The sequence below is a fragment of the Halomonas alkalisoli genome (assembly GCF_021412585.1).
Taxonomy (GTDB): Bacteria; Pseudomonadota; Gammaproteobacteria; order Pseudomonadales; family Halomonadaceae; genus Halomonas; species Halomonas alkalisoli.
Genome location: NZ_JAKCMI010000009.1, coordinates 145,214 through 162,432 on the forward strand (window position 1 = coordinate 145,214; position 17,219 = coordinate 162,432).

The following is a 17,219-nucleotide window of genomic DNA, read 5'->3' on the forward strand; positions in this document are numbered from 1 at the left end:
CCATTATGTAATTTACATTACGAATCATGTCTTGTCGCAGGACGCGTAAAATGAGCAATGCCAAGGCCCAGCCGCGTAATGACACGCGTAACGTGGATATCGCCATCGTCGGTGGCGGCCTGGTAGGGGCCAGCCTGGCCTGCTCGCTGGCCCCGCTGATCGAGCGCCATGGGCTCCGGGTGGCCGTGATCGAGGCGGCGCCGATGCTGGACGCGGCGAACGCCCCCTGGCAGCCCAGCTTCGACGCCCGGTCCAGCGCCATCGCCCAGGGCTCTGCCCAGCGCTTCCGTGACATGGGCCTCTGGCCGGCGATGGCCGAGCAGGCCGCCTCGATCTCGCGGATCCACGTCAGCGAGCGGGGACGGCTGGGCGTGACGCGGCTGCTGGCCGAGGAGCTCGGCCAGACGGCCCTGGGCTATGTCGTCCCTAACGCCTGGATGGGACGAGTCCTTCACCGGCGTCTGGCCGAGCTGCCCCTGGCCTGGCACTGCCCTGCCAGCGTGGATCGCATCGAGCCCGAGGCGGAGGGGTACCGGCTGACGCTCTCCGACGGCAGCGAGTTTCAGGCGGGGCTCACGGTGCTGGCCGACGGCGGTCGCTCCGGGCTCAAGGAGCGGCTGGGCATCGACAGCGACGAGGTGCCCTACGATCAGGTGGCGCTGATCGCCAACGTCGAGATGAGCCAGCCCCATGAGGGTACGGCCTACGAGCGCTTCACCCGAGAGGGACCGATTGCCCTGCTGCCGCTGCCGGGGCAGCAGATGGCGCTGATCTGGACCCATGGGGCGGGGCGTGAAGGGGCTCGGCTGGCGCTGGGGGACGGTGACTTCCTGGCCGACCTGCAAAGGGCCTTCGGCGATCGTGCCGGCCGCTTCCGGCGTGTCGGCAGTCGTCACGCCTACCCGCTGGCGCTGGTCACGGCGAGGGAGGCGATTCGGCCTGGGCTGGCGGTGCTGGGCAACGCCGCCCATTCGTTGCATCCTGTCGCGGGCCAGGGCTTCAACCTGGCGCTGCGTGGCGTGACGGACCTGGTGGCCGCCCTGGAGCTGGCACTGGCCAACGGCGAAGCGGTGGGTGGCATGCTCACCCTGCGCGACTTCGAGGCCCGGCGCATCGTCGACCGGCACAATGTCGTTCGCTTCAGCGATGGCCTGGTGCGGCTGTTCGGTATCGACAATGGCTTGCTCTCCCATGCCCGGGCGGCGGGATTGGTGGGGCTCAACCTGGTCGGCCCACTGCGTCGCGGGCTGGCCCGCCGCGCCATGGGGCTGGAGCGTTGATGGTTACCGCGGTCGGAAGCAAGCATGACAATAAGGGAGTGTGAGATGACGCAAGCGGATGGAGAAGCGCACACGCACTTCGAGGTCATCATCGTTGGCGGTGGCATGGTGGGCGCGACCCTGGCGGCCCTGCTGGGCCAGGCCGGGGTGTCGGTGGCGCTGCTCGATGCCCGCGGCGAACCGCTGGCCGCCGAGGCGGTGGGGCGCGGCCAGCCGGCGATGCGGGTCAGCGCGCTGACGCCGGTGTCGCAGCGCCTGCTGCAGGGGCTGGGTGTCTGGTCCTGGATGCAGGCGCGGCGGGTGACCCCATACCAACATATGCAGGTGTGGGACAGCGAAGGCAGCGGTGAAGTCGCCTTCACCGCCGAGCAGGCCGGCGTGCCGGAGCTGGGGCATATCGTCGAGAATGATGTGATCCTGGCGGCGCTGGAGGCGCGCCTGGCCGAGCTGCCAACCGTAGCGGTCCGGTTCGGCGCCCGGGTCTCCGGGCTGGAAACGACAGCGGCGGGGCGCGAGGTGCTGCTGGAGGATGGCCAGCGCCTCTCGGCGGCGCTGGTGGTGGCCGCCGACGGGGCCCAGTCGCCGCTGAGGGCCCTGGCCGGGATCGAGGTCAGCGCCCATGACACCGGGCACATGGCCGTGGTGACCACCGTACGCACGGAGCGTGCCCATGGCGGCGTGGCACGCCAGGTCTTCCTGCCGACCGGCCCGCTGGCCTTCCTGCCCTTGACTGTCGATGGTGACGACCGCTACTGCTCCATCGTCTGGTCGACGTCGCCGCAGGAGGCCGCAAGGCTGGTCGAGCTGTCGCCCGATGCGTTGGGCCATGCCCTGGCGGCGGCCTTCGAGTCGCGCCTGGGCGGGGTAGAGGTCGTGGACCGGGCACTTGCCGTACCGCTGACCCAGCGTCATGCGAAAACCTATGGCCAGCCGGGCCTGGTGCTGGTGGGCGATGCCGCTCACAGCATCCATCCCCTGGCCGGCCAGGGGGTCAACCTGGGGCTGATGGACGTGGCGGTGCTGGCCGAAGAGGTGCTCACGGCGCGGCGACGCGGCATGGCGATCGGGCACGAGAGTGTGCTGGCCCGCTATACGCGACGCCGGCGCGGCGACAATGCGGCCATGCTGGCGCTGATGGATGGATTTCGCCTGCTCTTCGGCAGCCGCCATCCGGCCCTGACCCTGGCGCGCAACCTCGGCCTTTCGTGCGTCGATCACCTGGTGCCGGTCAAGCGGCTGTTGATGCGGCAGGCGACCGGGCACCGTGGGCGCCTGCCCGCCGCCTGCCGCTAGGAGCCTGTCGGACTTAACGTTGATCTACTGCGACGATCGGTCAAATCCGACAGGCTCCTAGCGCTACCTGTCGCGCCGGTCGAGCACGTTCAGGGCCTTTAGCAGGTTGAGTGCCTCGCCCAGCTGGTAGTCCTCGCGCAGTCGCTCCGTCATCGCCTGGCGCTGGCGGGGGTCGTCGCGAGAGCGCAGGTGGCCTTCCAGGTCTGCCTCGCGCAGCTGGCGGCCCGTTTCCGTCACTTCCACCCGGCCGCGTACCACTTCCACGTCCGGTTCGATGCCCAGCGCCTGGATCGAGCGCCCGTTGGGGGTGTAGTAGAGCGCGGTGGTCAGTTTCAGGCCTTCACCGTTGCCCAGCGGCATGATCTGCTGCACCGATCCCTTGCCGAAGCTTTCGGTGCCCATGATCACGCCGCGGTGCTGATCCTGCAGGGCGCCGGCGACGATCTCTGCCGCCGAGGCGCTGCCGCCGTTGATCAGCACCACCAGGGACACGTCGGGGGCCGCGGTCTCGCGACTGGCGGAGAAGCTCATCTCGGTGTCCGGCAGCCGCCCTTCGGTATAGACGACCAGGCCGCCCTCGAGGAAGGCGTCGGCCACGGCCACGGCGGCCTGCAGAACGCCCCCGGGGTTGTTGCGCAGGTCGAGTATCAGGCCGTCCAGCGGGCCGTCACGCTCCAGTTGGCGAATGGCGCTGTTGACCTGCTCGCCGGTGCGGTTCTGGAACTGGCTGACCCGCAGGTAGCCGTAACCCGTCTCAAGCAGCTCACTGCGCACGCTTTCGGTACGAATGATCTCGCGGGTCAGGGTGACATCGAAGGCGCTCTCTTCACCGCTGCGCAGGATGGTAACGGTGATCTCGCTGCCCGGCTCACCGCGCATCAGCGTGACGGCCTCCTGTAGCGAGAGGCGTTCGGTGGAGGTGTCGTCGATGCTCAGGATAGTGTCCCGTGCCTGCAGGCCGGCACGGGAGGCGGGGGTGTCGTCGATGGGAGTGATGATCGTCAGCCGGCCGTTTTCCAGGCCCACTTCGATGCCGATGCCGCCGAACTGGCCTTCGGTGCTTTCCCGCAGGCTCTGGAACTCGTCCCGGTCCAGGTAGGCGGAGTGGGGGTCGAGTTCCGTGAGCATGCCGCGCATGGCGTTGCGTATCAGCGTGCGATCGTCGACCTCCTCGACATAGGCCCGCTTGATCCGCTCGAAGACTTCGGCAAAGGTCTGGATATCCTCCAGCGGCAGCTCATCGACCGGGGCGGTGGCCTGAGCGGTCAGCGGCAGGGCGGCAAGCGGCAGGACCAGCAGCAGCGTCGCCAGCAGGCGCCGGGAAGCGGGCAGGAAGCCGACAGAACGTAAGGACATGCGAACTCCGCGGTATCGAGACGAGGCAGACCAGCATAGCCCTTGCTCAGGGGCTTGTGAAATAGCGTGTTTCATCGTCTGGCAATCCAGCCCTGGGGGTCGATGGGGTCGCCGTTACGGCGCACCTCGAAGTAGAGTGCCGGCGATTCGTGGCCGCCGCTCATGCCGACCGTGCCGATGGTGTCACCACCAGAGACCGCCTGGCCCACCTCGGCATGGAACTGCTGAAGGTGGGCGTGCAGGGTCATGACCTGGTCGCCGTGGTCGAGAATCAGCAGGTTGCCGAAGCCGCGCATCCAGTCGGCGAAGACCACACGCCCGGCATGGACGGCCTTGACCGGCGTGCCCTCCCGGGCCTGGATCAGCATGCCGTTGTGGTGCACCCCGTCGCCGCGCCGAAAGCTCGAGGTGACGCTGCCCTGGACCGGCCAGGGCAGCTCGCCCTGGGTCTGCTCGATGGCGGTGGAGGGGGGCGGCCGCTGCAGCCGGGCCATCTCCTGGCGCACCTGCTCCAGTACTCGCTCGGCCTCGGTGCGGTCCCGGTCGAGTGCCGACAGGCGTGTCTGCTCATCGCTGTAACGACCCTGCAGGTCGGCCACCAGCCGTTCCCGCTCCTCCATGCGTCGGGACAGTTCGGCGCTGCGCGAGGCCAGCTCCTCCGCCAGGGCGTCGAGCCGTTGGCCGCGCTCGTGCTGCTCTCGGCGGTTCTCGGCCAGCTGGGCGTCGAGGCTGGCGATCTCGTCGAGGCGCGCATTGCGGGCGCGTGCCAGGTGGTTGAGGTAGGTCTGCAGTCGATCGAGCCGTGCCGGATCATCCTGATTGAGCAGCAGCTTCAACTGGGGGGTGAGGCCCAGGCGGTAGAGGGCGTCGAGCTGGACCTGCAGGGCCTCGCTCTGCTCGGCGCGCTCCTCCTCGAGGGTTTCGCGGGCCGCTTCCAGCGCGGCGATCTCCCGGTTCAGGCCCTGGCGGTCGGCCTGGATCTCGTCCAGGCGACCATGGGTTTCGGCCAGCGCCGTCTCCACCTGGCGCAGCTCCTGGGTCGCCTCGTCCTGTGCCTCCCGGGTCGCGCCGAGCCGCCGGCTGACCGCCTGGATCTCGCTGCCGATGGCATCCAGGCGTTCGCGGGCTTCACGCTCGCTCGGCTGGGCGGCCTGCGTCGCTGCCGGGCCCACCGCCAGCGCGACGGCAAGGCTCAGCAGCAGGGTCCGCAGGGCCGGGCGGCGCCGAGTTCGGCTCATGGTGTGTGGGCCCTGCCCGTCATGCCGGCTCGATCAGCACCCGGCCGGTCATCTCCTCGGGGATCGACTGGTTCATCAGCGTGAGCAGGGTCGGGGCGATGTCGCAGAGACAGCCATCATCGAGCAGCCGAACCGGCTGGGGGCCGACATAGATCAACGGCACGTCGAAGGTGGTGTGGGCGGTCTGTGCCACGCCGGTTTCCGGATTCACCATCTGTTCCGCGTTGCCGTGGTCGGCGGTGACCAGGCAGGCACCGCCGGCACGCTCGATCGCCTCCACCACGCGACCGACACAGGCGTCCACCGCCTCGATGGCCTTGACGGCGGCGTCGAACTTGCCGGTGTGGCCGACCATGTCGCCGTTGGCGTAGTTGCAGACGATCAGGTCGTAGTCGCCGGAGTCGATGGCCTCCACCAGGCGGTCGGTGACCTCTTCGGCGCTCATCTCGGGCTTCTCGTCGTAGGTCTTCACCTCCTGCGGGGAGGGCACCAGCACCCGGGTCTCGCCGCGATAGGCCTCCTCGCGGCCACCCGAGAAGAAGAAGGTGACGTGGGCGTATTTCTCGGTCTCGGCAATGCGCAGCTGGGTCAGGCCGCGCTGCTCCATGACTTCGCCCAGGGTGTTGTGCAGCTCCGCCGGCGGGAAGGCGGCCGGTGCGGGAATATCGGCGGCGTACTGGGTCAGGGTCACCAGGCTGCCACCCGCCAGGGCGGGCCGAACCCGACGCTCGAAGCCGCTGAAGCCATCCTCGACGAAGGCTCGGGTCAGCTCCCGGGCGCGGTCGGCGCGGAAATTCATGAAGATGGCGGCGTCGCCGTCGGCGATGCTGGCGGGCTCGCCGTTGCCACGGATGACGGTGGCGGAGACGAATTCGTCGTTCTCGCCACGCTCGTAGGCGGCGCGCAGCCCCTCCTCGCCACTGGCCGCCTCGAATTCGCCGATACCCTCGGTGAGCAGGCGATAGGCCTTCTCGACGCGATCCCAGCGGTTGTCGCGGTCCATGGCGAAGTAGCGGCCGATGATCGAGGCGACGCAGCCGTTGTCGGCGCCGACCAGTTCTGCCAGCCTCGTATTGGTGCGCTCGATCGAGGCGAGCGCACTCCGGGGCGCCGTGTCGCGGCCGTCGAGGAAACCGTGCACGAAGATGCGCCTGGCCCCGCGGCGGGCGGCCAGCTCGGCCATGGCCAGGATATGGTCCTCATGGCTGTGCACCCCGCCCGGGGAGAGCAGGCCCAGCAGGTGCACGGCCCTGCCCTGTGCCACCGCGGCATCGATGGCGTCGGTGAGGATGGCATTGCCATCCAGGTCGCCGTCCTCGACCGCCTTGGTGATGCGGGTGAGCTCCTGGTAGACGACGCGCCCCGCACCCAGGTTCATGTGGCCGACCTCGGAGTTGCCCATCTGGCCCTCGGGCAGCCCCACGTAACGGCCATCGGTGTGGATCAGGGTGTGGGGCCTGTCCTGCCACAGCCGGTCCATCACCGGCTTGTGAGCGGCGGCCACCGCATTGTCGGTGGTGTCCGGGTTATGGCCATAGCCATCGAGAATGATCAGGGCGACCGGGCGAGGTGTGGCGGCGGGGCTAGGTGTCGTCATCGGGGTAAAGGCCTCGTTGGGTATTGGCGCGACCGGGGCTTCCGGGTTTCCCGCTAGGCGAGGTACGCTGCCCACAGCATCTGCAGCCGTCGGGGACGACGGGGGTCGCGACTTGAATCGGCTTGCGGCATCATAACGCACGGCATGGTCGAGCGTCATATCAGGTAAAGCGCGGGCCATGCCGCCAGGGGCCATGGCTTGGTGTATACTGGCCGCCTTCAGATTGCCCTAAACGTGTATCGAGAAGAGTGTTCCGGACCCATGATCGATCAGCTGTTCGAATTCGTGCAGAATCACCCGCTCCTCGTGGGTGCCTTCCTGTTGGTGCTGACTGCCTGGATCGCCTACGAGGTCCGCAACAGTGCCGCCAGTGGTGTTACATCCGGTCAGGCGACGCAGCTGATCAACCGCGAGGACGCCGTGGTCGTTGATACCCGCGAAGCCGGGGATTTCAAGGCCGGGCACATTGCCGGTGCGCGCAACATCCCCCAGAGTCGTATCGACGACAGCATGCGGGAGCTGGAAAAAGTGAAGGACAAGCCGATCATCGTCGTCTGCAAGAATGGCCAGTCAGCGGGCGTTACGGTCGCCAAGCTGGCCAAGGCCGGCCTTCCCAGGGTGCTCAAGCTCAAGGGCGGCATGATGCAGTGGCAGGCCGACGGTTTGCCGGTGGTCAAGAAATAGTCAAACACAAGACGCAAAGGATACTCCCATGGCCGAAGAGAATAGCCAGAACGCCGCCGGTGGCAGCCAGGCCGCCGACCAGAACAAGCCGCAGCTGCAGTTCGCCGTCCAGCGTATCTACGTCAAGGACATCTCCTTCGAGGCACCGAACTCGCCGGCCGTTTTTCAGCAGCCGTTCAAGCCCAAGGTCAGCCTGGATCTCAACACCTCCAGCAGGAAGGTGGGTGACGACCTGTTCGAGGTGGTGATCAAGGTCACCGCCCAGGTCAAGCACAGCGAGGAGGATACCACCTCCTTCCTGGCCGAGATCGAACAGGCCGGCCTGTTCCGCATCAGCGGCATCGAGGGCGCACAGCTCGAGCACACACTGGGTGCCTTCTGCCCCAACGTGCTGTTCCCCTACGCCCGCGAGTGCGTCGACAACCTGGTCAATCGCGGCGGTTTCCCGCCCCTGATGCTGGCGCCGGTCAACTTCGAGGCGATCTACGCCCAGAAGAAGAAGCGCGAGGCCGAACAGGCCCAGCAGCAGGGCGAGCAGACCACCCAGTAAGGGCACCGCGCGTGTCAGCCAGGAGCGTGGCAAGAGCCCCGCGTATCCACGTCGCCGCCGACTTCACCGTCGGCGGCGACGTCGTTCTGCCCGAAGGGGCTGCGCGGCACTTGGCGCGGGTGCTGCGCATGGGCGAAGGCGCCCCTGTGCGGCTCTTCGACGGCCAAGGCCGGGAAGCCAGCGCAGTGCTCATCGAGTCGGGCCGCAAGCGGGTGGTGGCACGTATCGAGGCCGTCGAGGCGGGCATCGGCGAGTCGCCGCTCTGCGTCCACCTGGGCCAGGCGATCTCCAAGGGCGACCGCATGGACTACGCCATCCAGAAGGCCGTCGAGCTGGGTGTGGCGGCGATCACGCCGCTATACACCGAGCATGGGGACGTGCGCCTCAAGGATGAGCGCGAAGCGAAAAAGCTCGCCCACTGGCAGGCAGTGGCCGTCAGCGCCTGCGAGCAGTGCGGCCGCGCCACCGTGCCGCCAGTTCATCCCCCCAGGCCACTGGCCGACTGGCTCGACGAGCGCGACGAAGCCCTGCGCCTGGTGCTTCATCCCGCCACCGACCGTGCCCTGGCGCGGGAAACCGTGCCGCCCAGCGTGGCGCTGCTGATCGGCCCGGAAGGCGGCCTCTCCAGTATTGAAGTCGACGCCGCCCAGGCTGCCGACTTTTCACTCCTCTCCCTCGGCCCGCGTATCCTGCGCACCGAAACCGCCCCGGTGGTGGCACTCTCCCTTCTGCAGTATCGCTTTGGGGATCTGGGGTGATTACCTAGCATTTCTTACCCGATTATTCTATCGAGACGAGAGTCTGCGAGGGCAGATCGCTATCCGCTTATTGATTGAACTTTAGTCGATATTCGCATTCTGAGGCTTGCCATACTGTAGATAGGACTCTAAGTTGTATGATGTATGACATAGAGGCGGTGACTTTCTTTATCCAAGCTTAATGGCTGGTACTGGTCCCAGTTTCCGTCGTTACTAGCAAGACACTGTGACAAGAGGTGAGCCAGTGACGTTTTCCAGAGCAGCCGTGGCAGCGGCCGTAGGCGATGGACTATTGTCCTTCCCTATTACTGACTTTGATGGGCAGGGGCGATTCGACGCCAAAAGCTATTGGCAGCGCCTTGAGTGGTTTGTCAGCTACGATATTTCAGCCGTATTCGTCGCGGGAGGAACGGGGGAGTTCTTCAGCTTGACGCTCGATGAGTATCGCAAGATCGTGCGCGTAGCCGTCGAAGCGGTTGATGGCAAGCTTCCAGTAATCGCTAGTGCCGGTCTCAGTGTCGAAAGCGGCAAGGCCTTTGCGAAAGCCGCCGAGGAAGAGGGCGCTGACGGCATCCTGCTGATGCCCCCCTACCTCACAGAATGTCCCCAGGACGGTCTTGTCGAGTATGCACGTCAGATTTGCGACGCCACTGAGCTTAATGTCATCTACTACAACCGCGGTAACGGCATCCTCAATGCCGAGTCGGTCCAGGCGTTGGCGGACCTGTGCCCGAACTTGATCGGCCTGAAAGATGGCAAGGGCGACATGCAGGCGCTGAACAAGATCGTCAAGACCGTGGGGGATCGCCTGGTTTATATCGGTGGTGTTCCCACCGCAGAGATATTTGCCGAAGCCTATCTCGCTATCGGCGTCAACACCTACTCCTCGGCCGTGTTCAACTTCGTGCCGGACATGGCCGTCAAGTTCTACAAGGAACTCCGCAAGGGGAATAGTGAGGTCGTCAAGCAGATCACCAACGAATTCTTTATTCCCTTTGTGGATCTAAGGGATCGAAAAGCAGGATATGCCGTCAGCCTGATCAAGGCAGGCGCAGAAATCATCGGCCGATCGGCCGGGAGTGTCAGGGCACCGTTGGTGATGCCGAGCATCGAGGAGAGGCAGCAGCTCGAGAAGCTAGTTGGAACCGGAATCGCCAGACCTTTTAATAGTACGGCCAAATTATTAATTTCATGATGGAGAATGCCCAAATGATGATTCCAAGACTATTTCGTGTCATGAGTGTTTGTGCTATTGGCCTTTGTGTAACCAGCACCACGGCCTTCGCTCAGAAAAATGAAGAAGTTCCTGACTTTGTATCCGTTGTCGGTGCGTCTAGCGGTGGAACTTTCTTTTTTATCGCTAATGGCGTAGCTCAGTTGTTAAATGACAATATTCCAGGCTTGAGAGCTTCTGCACAGTCAACTGCAGGTACGCCTAGAATATTTCAGACATTGAACACAGGTAATGGTGAGATCGGTTTTGGGCAGTCGAGTATTGCTTATGATGCGGTTAATGGGATCGAGCAGTTTGAAGGGATGCCTATGGATAACCTGTCTGGAATGACATTCATGTATCCTAATGTGCTTCAGTTTATCGTCAGGAAAGGATCCGGAGTTGAGGTGCCCGAACATTTAGCGGGAAAAAGACTTGGTGTTGGGGAGGTTGGCGGTGGTGTGGAGGTAAGCTCCCGTGAGATGTTTGCTGTAATCGATGACATCGATTTCCCAAGTGGAATTTCTGCCGAGTATGTCACTGGTACACAAGCCTCTGACTTGCTAAGAAATAACCAGTTAGATGGTGCTAATATGGTGGCAGCCTTGGGGTTTGCTGCTATAACGGACCTTATGAGTACCGGCGATTATGAGTTGCTTTCGTTCTCCGAGGACTTTGTAGAGAAGATGAACGAAGAGGTCAACGCTGCTTATTTTTCCTTCGAAATTCCTGCACACACCTATCCAAATCAGCCAGATCCTGTGGCAACTTATGCCGAAGCGAATTGGCTTTTTGCGAGAAAAGATTTGTCGGATAAATTCGTCTATGATGTGTTGGAGGTGCTCTATGGTAATCAGGAGTATCTGGTTAACTTGCATAATGTTAATCAAAGCATGACCCTTGAGAATTCTCAGAAAGGTTCGATGATTCCCCTGCATCCTGGCGCTGTAAAGTTTTTTGAAGAGAGGGGGGTGGAGATCAAAGAGTGATAATCGTCTGGTAAAGGGTGGTTCGGCCTGGAGTAATCTTTATTGAAAACAAATGCTTCAAGTCGATTCATTATTTTATTTTCTCTTAAATGTGAAGGCCCCAAACCCATGAGTGATGAGAATCATGGCAAAGATGTTCCGAAAGAACCAGTAATCGGAGCCAGGAAGGCGGAAGATATTGATGCAGATGAGATAGCAAAGAAGTATGATGCCTCGACCAGGTTTCGCCAGATCAAAGGAAAAGTTGGTTTGTTTGTTTCTTTTGTGGCAGTGTCGATGTCTGTCTTCCATTTGGTGACAGCTGGTGTTCTGACAATGAGCGCGATGCAGCATCGTGCTGTGCATTTGACCTTTGCTATAGTGCTGGTTTTTTTACTGTATCCAATGACTAAAAAGTCAAATATGGACAGGCCTACGGTATTTGATTATCTGTTCTCAATTCTAGGAGCTGTGAGTGTAGGCTATCTTGTCTTCATGTTTGAAGATATTGCGAGGAGAGGGTTAAATATTGTCACCCTAGACATAGCAATGGGGGTGACAGCCCTGCTTCTCGTTTTAGAGGGAGGGCGACGGTCAATCGGTAAGCAGCTTCCTGTCATAGCTGTCATCTGTTTAGCATACGCTTATCTTGGGCCTTATCTTCCTGGAGGTTTGGCACATCGCGGCTTTTCCTTTACGGTCTTGGTAGAGCGAATGTATCTTGGGAATGAAGGGATATTTGGGATAGCTTTGGGAGTATCGGCAACATACGTCTTCTTGTTCGTCTTATTTGGTGCATTCCTCAATGGCACGGGTATGTCTGGTTTATTTACAAACGCAGCCATTTCCCTAGCGGGGCACCGGCCGGGAGGTCCTGCTAAGGTTTCAATTTTAGCTAGTGGGTCGCTAGGAATGATTAATGGTAGTGCTGTCGCCAATGTTGCAACTACAGGGGTATTCAGTATCCCTTTGATGGAGAAGGTAGGCTATAGGAAGAATTTTGCAGCTGGTGTGGAAGCGGTAGCTTCTACCGGTGGGCAAATTATGCCACCGATTATGGGAGCGGCTGCCTTTATTATGGCAGAGTTTTTGGGGGTTCCTTATACGCAGATCATAATTGCTGCACTAGTTCCTGCTATCCTTTACTTTGTTGCACTTTGGTTTATGGTTCATTTCGAAGCAATGAAGACAGATTTGACTGGTCTCCCTAAAGATCAGTTGCCAAGGTTGAAACCTCTTATCAAAAGGAAGGGCCATTTGCTGCTTCCAATCATTCTGCTTTTAACCCTCCTGTTCTTGGGTTACACACCAGTCTTTGCCGCGTTTTATGCTACCGTTGCCACTTATTTTGTTAGCATGGTTCGTAAGGAAACGCGAATGAGCGCTAGCTTGCTTTGGAAAACGCTTGAGGGTGGTGCAAAGGGAGCCGTTTTCATTACCATGGCGACAGCTGTGGTTGGTATTGTTGTCGGTGTTATTTCGCTGACTGGAGTGGGGCTTCAATTAGCTAATATAATATTAAGCACTTCCCAAGGGTATTTGTTCCCAACGCTTATAATGACGATGGTGGCTTGTATTGTGTTAGGAATGGGGCTTCCTACAACAGCTTGCTACATTGTGGCGGTTGTCGTTGCGGCACCAGCACTGGTTAACTTAGGAGTGGAGCCGCTTGTAGCTCACATGTTTGTCCTTTATTTTGCAGTATTGTCAAATATTACACCGCCGGTGGCCTTGGCATCCTATACGGCTGCAGGTGTTTCGAATGCAAACCCCTCTCGAGTAAGCTGGGTCGCGCTTCGTCTGGGGATAGCTGGGTTCTTGGTTCCATTCATGTTTGTCTATTCACCAAGCTTGCTTCTCCAGCATGACGACTACTCCCGTGTTGCTATTGCAATCGTCACCGCTAGCGTTGGAGTGTTTGCCTTGGCGGTTTCTGTTGTAGGGTTTTGGCGTGTTCACCTCGGAATGATCGAGAGAGCATTGATGTTTGCTGCTGCGCTGGTGCTGATTCAGGGTGGATATGTTGCAGATATCATTGGCATTGGTGTTCTAGGGGTTGTATGGTTTTTACAGATTAATAGGTTGAAGAAATTTTCAGCTCATAAAAAAATCAAGATGCTTGATTAACTACGGTAATGAGATGTGCGTTGATGAATCTGTGGGAGGTTAAGTAGAATAACATGCCGTTGGTGATGGGGGTATATATGTATTAATGGTGGTCTATTTATATGTCGGAGTGAGCATTTTTTCATGGTTGGGGTTAAGGCGTAGCCATATCAGCTTGCAGGAAGTGTCAGTAGGCTAGGGAACATGTTTACCTTTATCAGCTGTCACTTGGTGCGAGTCATTATGCCGGAACGGTTGTCTATATATACTGATTGTTAGGAGGGATAGCTGTGAGAGATGTGCACGGGTCGCCGATTATTCGTGAAGTTCAAGTTGTTCCTGTGGCTGGCTATGACAGCATGCTGATGAATATTGGTGGGGCTCATGGCCCTTTTTTCACCAGGAATATTCTCATTATCAAGGATAGCGCTGGGAATGTTGGTCTAGGTGAAGCGCCAGGTGGAAAAGTCATTCTTGACTCGCTGAGGAGTATTGAGAGTTTTGTTTTGGGACAGCCGATCGCTAAGATGAATCAACTGGTATCGAAGCTTCACCGTGTTGGAAAAGAATCGGATTTTGAGGACTTTGGTGGTGGTTCCTGGACATTTGAATTGCGCGTCAATGCTGTTTCTGCTCTTGAGGCGGCATTACTTGATTTGATGGGGAAGTACCTAGGGGTGCCTGTTGTAGATTTGCTAGGAGAAGGCAAGCAACGTGACGAAGTAGAAGTTCTCTGCTACTTATTCTATGTGGGCGATCGGAGAAAAACTGATTTGCCTTTTACTTCCGGGGCTGAAGAGGGAAACCACTCTTGGTATCAGTTACGGCGTCAGGAAGCTATGGATACGCCGAGTGTGTTGGAACTCGCAGATGCTGCACATGATCTTTATGGCTTTAAGGATTTTAAACTTAAAGGTGGCGTGCTGCATGGGCAAGAGGAGATGGAAACGGTTAAATCTCTGGCAAAGCGTTTTCCTGACGCGAGAATTACAGTTGATCCGAATGGCGCGTGGTCTCTTCAAGAGGCCGTTGATTATTGTTCGAATATGCGCGATGTCTTGGCCTATGTAGAAGACCCTTGTGGAGGGGAGCAAGGGTTCTCAAGTCGTGAAGTTATGGCTGAGTTCAAACGAGCTACCGGCCTGCCAGTCGCCACTAACATGATAGCAACTAACTGGCGTGAGTTGCGCCATGCAATCATGCTTGATGCAATCGACATTCCATTGGCCGATCCTCATTTCTGGACATTGTCGGGGGCAGTGAGAGTCTCACAGCTCTGCAATGATTGGGGGTTAACCTGGGGGTCTCATTCCAATAATCATTTTGATATTTCATTAGCAATCTTTAGCCATGTCGGTGCAGCTGCTGTCGGTAAGCCTACTGCGCTAGATACCCACTGGATTTGGCAGGATGGTCAACGGCTGACCAAGGAGCCTCACCAGATCATCAACGGAAAGATTGCTATTTCCGATAAGCCCGGGCTAGGTGTCGAAATTGATGAAGCTAAACTTCTGGAGGCTCATGAACTTTATAATAAGCTTTCAACTGTAAATCGCAACGATGCCTTTGCAATGCAGCATCTTATCCCCGGCTGGCAGTTTGATCCCAAAAGGCCTGCCATGGTGAGATAGTTGCATTCACTTCGTGCTTTCATCATGTGTTTGGATGTTCACGATAAAGTAAGGTTAATGGCTGGAGGGGTGTGTAATGGTAAATGTTTCATACAGTGTTTTGTTTGATAAAATAAAGAAGTCGTTAGTTAATGCAGGCCTAGATGAGCATAGTGCTAATCTTTGTGCAGAGGTTCATTCACAAAGCACTCTGGATGGGGTTAACTCGCACGGTGTTAACCGTATTCCACGATTTGTTGAGTATGTGGAGAAGGGGTGGGTAAGGGTGGATTGCTCTCCTGAGATAATAAAGTCATTAGGTAGTGTTGAAATATATGACGGGCGTTGCGGGATAGGTGTTGTTAATGCGTTGATGGCGATAGATAGAGCCATCCACATGGCTAGGGAAAATGGTGTTGGTATAGTGGCGTTGCGAAATACAACCCACTGGATGCGCGGGGGGAGTTATGGCTGGCGAGCTGCGGAAAAAGGCTTAGCATCCATTTGTTGGACAAACACTGAATCGTGTATGCCTGCTTGGGGGGGGGAAGATCAAAAAATTGGAAATAATCCACTGGTTATAAGTGTCCCTCGTAAGCAAGGTGCTTTTGTTCTTGATATGGCAATGTCTCAGTTTTCGTATGGGAAACTCCAGTCTACGCGGCTAAAAGGGGGGGTACTTCCTTTTTTTGGCGGTTACAATAAGGTAGGGGAAATTACTGATGATCCTGCAGCGATAGAAGAGTCTCGTAGAATACTCCCAATGGGGTATTGGAAGGGGTCTGGCCTCTCGATAATGCTTGATGCTATGGCTGCCTTGCTTTCTGAAGGGTTGGCAAGTCACCAGATAGACCGAGTTGGTAAGGGGAGCGGTACAGGCGCCAGCCAAGTATTTATGGTGTTCGATCCGAGGCATTTTGGAGGAGAGGAATTTGTTGAAGAGATGGCAAACGGTATGGTCGATCATATCTGCGGGCCGTTGCCTTGTGATACTGAAAATTCCGTGAAGTATCCAGGCCAATCCACTTTGGAACGTAGGCGATTAGGCCTTAAGTTTGGCATCAATGTTGATGATGATGTTTGGGAGAAAGTTCTTGAATTGTCGCGGTGATTCTATTGTGATCCACAACATAAATTTCTTCCATGTTGCTAAAAGTAACTTGTTCGTATCTGACATGAAGTTTTCTCACATGACATATAGCTGAGAAGAAAGCAGGTGAAGGTTCAATGACTTCACTGGCGTGTGCCCGGCAGAATTGTCTTCTTCAGGCTATACCAGCTTGGTTATTGAGACTGCCATCCCTTGAATCCTATTTCAATTGGTTGGCTATGCCCGAGGAGAATGTCTTGGCTATTTTGTAGTAATGTATTATATTATACATTATGCGAGTGAGTTCGACTATGAGCAAGAGATTTGATATGGCTACAGGATATTCCCATCTAAATGTGCGCAAGGTGGTACAGCAGGGCAGTCTATCAGTCCATGTGGCGGATCAGCTGGAGAAACTGATCATCCAAGGAGAGATTGCCGTGGGCGAGAAGTTGCCTACCGAGAACAGCCTGTGCGACTCCTTCGGTGTCAGCCGCACGGTGATTCGTGAAGCCATCACCCACCTCAAGTCGCTTGGGCTAGTCGAGACACGCCGTGGGGTCGGTACGACTGTCCTGCGTTCGACCACCATTGAGGCAAGGCCCGCCAATCGCATCAATCCGACCACGGTGGAAGATATCCTTCACGTGCTGGAGTTGCGTTTGACATTGGAGCCAGCGGCAGCAGAGCTGGCAGCGTTGCGGCATGATGATGAGGACCGTCGAGTCCTGCAGGTTCGCCATGAAGCCTTCATCAAGGCTCAAGAGGAAAAGTCACAGGCACGCGTGGAGGACTTCGATTTTCACTTGGCGATTGCCAAGGCAACCCAGAATCCGTTCTTCGCACAGTGCTATGAGCAGTTGAGCCAGAGCGTGATTCCCCGTGCCAAGCTACTCAGCATCGAGATCAATCCCGTGACATCGGAGCGCTATCTCGAGCGGGTGCGGCAGGAGCACACCTATATTCTCGAAGCGATCCTGATGCGGGATGCCGAGGCGGCCCGGGAAACCATGTTTCAGCACCTCAACCGCGCCAGAAACATGTATGCCAAATATCGCACCCAGTGACCGCTAGCCGCGTTACATCTGGCCAGGCACCTGGAAGCAGCACAAGGAGTTCTTTTATGTCCCTGCAAGGCAAGATGCTGATCGGCCAGGAAGCCGTCAGCGGCAGTTCCACGCCCATCCATGCCGTCAATCCCGCCACCGGCGAAACGCTCGAGCCCACCTACGGCGGCGGCAGCAAGGCTGAGGTCGAGCGCGCCTGCGAACTGGCCGAGGCGGCCTTCGGCGCCTACCGTGAGACCACTCTTGAGCAGCGCGCGACGTTCCTGGAAACCATCGCCGCCGAGATTGAGGCCATCGGTGACGGCCTGATCGAACGCGCCATGGCCGAGACCGGCCTGCCCCGGGCGCGCCTGGAAGGCGAGCGCGGCCGCACCTGCGGCCAGCTGCGCCTGTTCGCCAGCGTGGTGCG

The 17,219-nt window shown here is 58.6% G+C and carries 15 protein-coding genes; 12 read left to right on the forward strand and 3 right to left on the reverse strand.

What is annotated here, in order from left to right:
- The first annotated feature begins 50 nt into the window (after positions 1–50).
- Both ubiH and LY622_RS01845 read left to right on the forward strand, forming a co-directional pair.
- The gene (ubiH, locus tag LY622_RS01840; protein WP_234289322.1) at positions 51–1,280 is read left to right on the forward strand and encodes a 2-octaprenyl-6-methoxyphenyl hydroxylase; all 1,230 of its coding nucleotides are present in this window, start codon (positions 51–53) and stop codon (positions 1,278–1,280) included.
- A gap of 45 nt (positions 1,281–1,325) precedes the next feature.
- A complete protein-coding gene (locus LY622_RS01845; RefSeq protein WP_234289323.1) occupies positions 1,326–2,573 on the forward strand; it encodes a UbiH/UbiF/VisC/COQ6 family ubiquinone biosynthesis hydroxylase in 1,248 nt (415 codons plus the stop codon).
- A 63-nt stretch (positions 2,574–2,636) separates the two neighbouring features.
- On the opposite strand, the gene LY622_RS01850 is transcribed toward LY622_RS01845, so the two are convergent.
- From LY622_RS01850 to gpmI, 3 genes are all read right to left on the reverse strand, one after another.
- Positions 2,637–3,929: a S41 family peptidase gene (locus LY622_RS01850; RefSeq protein ID WP_234289324.1), complete on the reverse strand. Its 1,293-nt coding sequence runs from the start codon at positions 3,927–3,929 to the stop codon at positions 2,637–2,639.
- A gap of 71 nt (positions 3,930–4,000) precedes the next feature.
- The gene (locus LY622_RS01855) at positions 4,001–5,167 is read right to left on the reverse strand and encodes a murein hydrolase activator EnvC family protein (protein ID WP_234289325.1); all 1,167 of its coding nucleotides are present in this window, start codon (positions 5,165–5,167) and stop codon (positions 4,001–4,003) included.
- Positions 5,168–5,186: 19 nt separating this feature from the next.
- Complete coding sequence (gene gpmI, locus LY622_RS01860) at positions 5,187–6,764, reverse strand: 2,3-bisphosphoglycerate-independent phosphoglycerate mutase (RefSeq protein WP_234289326.1); 1,578 nt, start codon at positions 6,762–6,764, stop codon at positions 5,187–5,189.
- A 261-nt stretch (positions 6,765–7,025) separates the two neighbouring features.
- Between gpmI and LY622_RS01865 the strand changes: the two genes are divergently transcribed.
- The 10 genes from LY622_RS01865 to LY622_RS01910 form a co-directional block, all read left to right on the forward strand.
- A complete protein-coding gene (locus LY622_RS01865; RefSeq protein WP_234279897.1) occupies positions 7,026–7,448 on the forward strand; it encodes a rhodanese-like domain-containing protein in 423 nt (140 codons plus the stop codon).
- A gap of 28 nt (positions 7,449–7,476) precedes the next feature.
- Positions 7,477–7,998 carry a protein-export chaperone SecB gene (gene secB, locus LY622_RS01870; RefSeq protein ID WP_234289327.1) on the forward strand — a complete coding sequence of 174 codons (522 nt, stop codon included), beginning with the start codon at positions 7,477–7,479 and terminating at the stop codon, positions 7,996–7,998.
- Between the two features lie 11 nt (positions 7,999–8,009).
- Positions 8,010–8,756 carry a 16S rRNA (uracil(1498)-N(3))-methyltransferase gene (locus tag LY622_RS01875; RefSeq protein ID WP_234289328.1) on the forward strand — a complete coding sequence of 249 codons (747 nt, stop codon included), beginning with the start codon at positions 8,010–8,012 and terminating at the stop codon, positions 8,754–8,756.
- A gap of 244 nt (positions 8,757–9,000) precedes the next feature.
- On the forward strand, positions 9,001–9,951 hold the full coding sequence (kdgD, locus tag LY622_RS01880; protein ID WP_234289329.1) for a 5-dehydro-4-deoxyglucarate dehydratase: 951 nt from the start codon (positions 9,001–9,003) through the stop codon (positions 9,949–9,951).
- Between the two features lie 14 nt (positions 9,952–9,965).
- Entirely contained in the window at positions 9,966–10,958 is a 993-nt protein-coding gene (locus LY622_RS01885; protein ID WP_234289330.1) for a TAXI family TRAP transporter solute-binding subunit, read from the forward strand.
- A gap of 108 nt (positions 10,959–11,066) precedes the next feature.
- Positions 11,067–13,064, forward strand: coding sequence for a TRAP transporter permease (locus LY622_RS01890; protein ID WP_234289331.1), 1,998 nt, complete (start codon positions 11,067–11,069; stop codon positions 13,062–13,064).
- Between the two features lie 269 nt (positions 13,065–13,333).
- The gene (locus LY622_RS01895) at positions 13,334–14,674 is read left to right on the forward strand and encodes an enolase C-terminal domain-like protein (RefSeq protein WP_369413707.1); all 1,341 of its coding nucleotides are present in this window, start codon (positions 13,334–13,336) and stop codon (positions 14,672–14,674) included.
- 76 nt (positions 14,675–14,750) lie between these two features.
- A complete protein-coding gene (gene yiaK, locus LY622_RS01900; RefSeq protein WP_234289332.1) occupies positions 14,751–15,764 on the forward strand; it encodes a 3-dehydro-L-gulonate 2-dehydrogenase in 1,014 nt (337 codons plus the stop codon).
- A 308-nt stretch (positions 15,765–16,072) separates the two neighbouring features.
- Positions 16,073–16,810: a FadR/GntR family transcriptional regulator gene (locus LY622_RS01905; RefSeq protein WP_234289333.1), complete on the forward strand. Its 738-nt coding sequence runs from the start codon at positions 16,073–16,075 to the stop codon at positions 16,808–16,810.
- A gap of 56 nt (positions 16,811–16,866) precedes the next feature.
- Positions 16,867–17,219, forward strand: a 353-nt coding sequence (locus tag LY622_RS01910; protein WP_234289334.1) for an aldehyde dehydrogenase family protein, incomplete at its 3' end; no start/stop codon positions are given.

What these genes read in the sequence shown, in the direction of transcription:
- ubiH (WP_234289322.1), top strand. Translation starts at nt 51, where the DNA reads ATGAGCAATGCCAAGGCCCAGCCGCGTAATGACACGCGTAACGTGGAT.
- LY622_RS01890 (WP_234289331.1), top strand. Translation starts at nt 11,067, where the DNA reads ATGAGTGATGAGAATCATGGCAAAGATGTTCCGAAAGAACCAGTAATC.
- LY622_RS01905 (WP_234289333.1), top strand. Translation starts at nt 16,073, where the DNA reads ATGGCTACAGGATATTCCCATCTAAATGTGCGCAAGGTGGTACAGCAG.
- LY622_RS01850 (WP_234289324.1), bottom strand. Translation starts at nt 3,929, where the DNA reads ATGTCCTTACGTTCTGTCGGCTTCCTGCCCGCTTCCCGGCGCCTGCTG.
- LY622_RS01845 (WP_234289323.1), top strand. Translation starts at nt 1,326, where the DNA reads ATGACGCAAGCGGATGGAGAAGCGCACACGCACTTCGAGGTCATCATC.
- gpmI (WP_234289326.1), bottom strand. Translation starts at nt 6,764, where the DNA reads ATGACGACACCTAGCCCCGCCGCCACACCTCGCCCGGTCGCCCTGATC.
- yiaK (WP_234289332.1), top strand. Translation starts at nt 14,751, where the DNA reads ATGGTAAATGTTTCATACAGTGTTTTGTTTGATAAAATAAAGAAGTCG.
- LY622_RS01885 (WP_234289330.1), top strand. Translation starts at nt 9,966, where the DNA reads ATGATGATTCCAAGACTATTTCGTGTCATGAGTGTTTGTGCTATTGGC.
- LY622_RS01865 (WP_234279897.1), top strand. Translation starts at nt 7,026, where the DNA reads ATGATCGATCAGCTGTTCGAATTCGTGCAGAATCACCCGCTCCTCGTG.
- secB (WP_234289327.1), top strand. Translation starts at nt 7,477, where the DNA reads ATGGCCGAAGAGAATAGCCAGAACGCCGCCGGTGGCAGCCAGGCCGCC.
- LY622_RS01855 (WP_234289325.1), bottom strand. Translation starts at nt 5,167, where the DNA reads ATGAGCCGAACTCGGCGCCGCCCGGCCCTGCGGACCCTGCTGCTGAGC.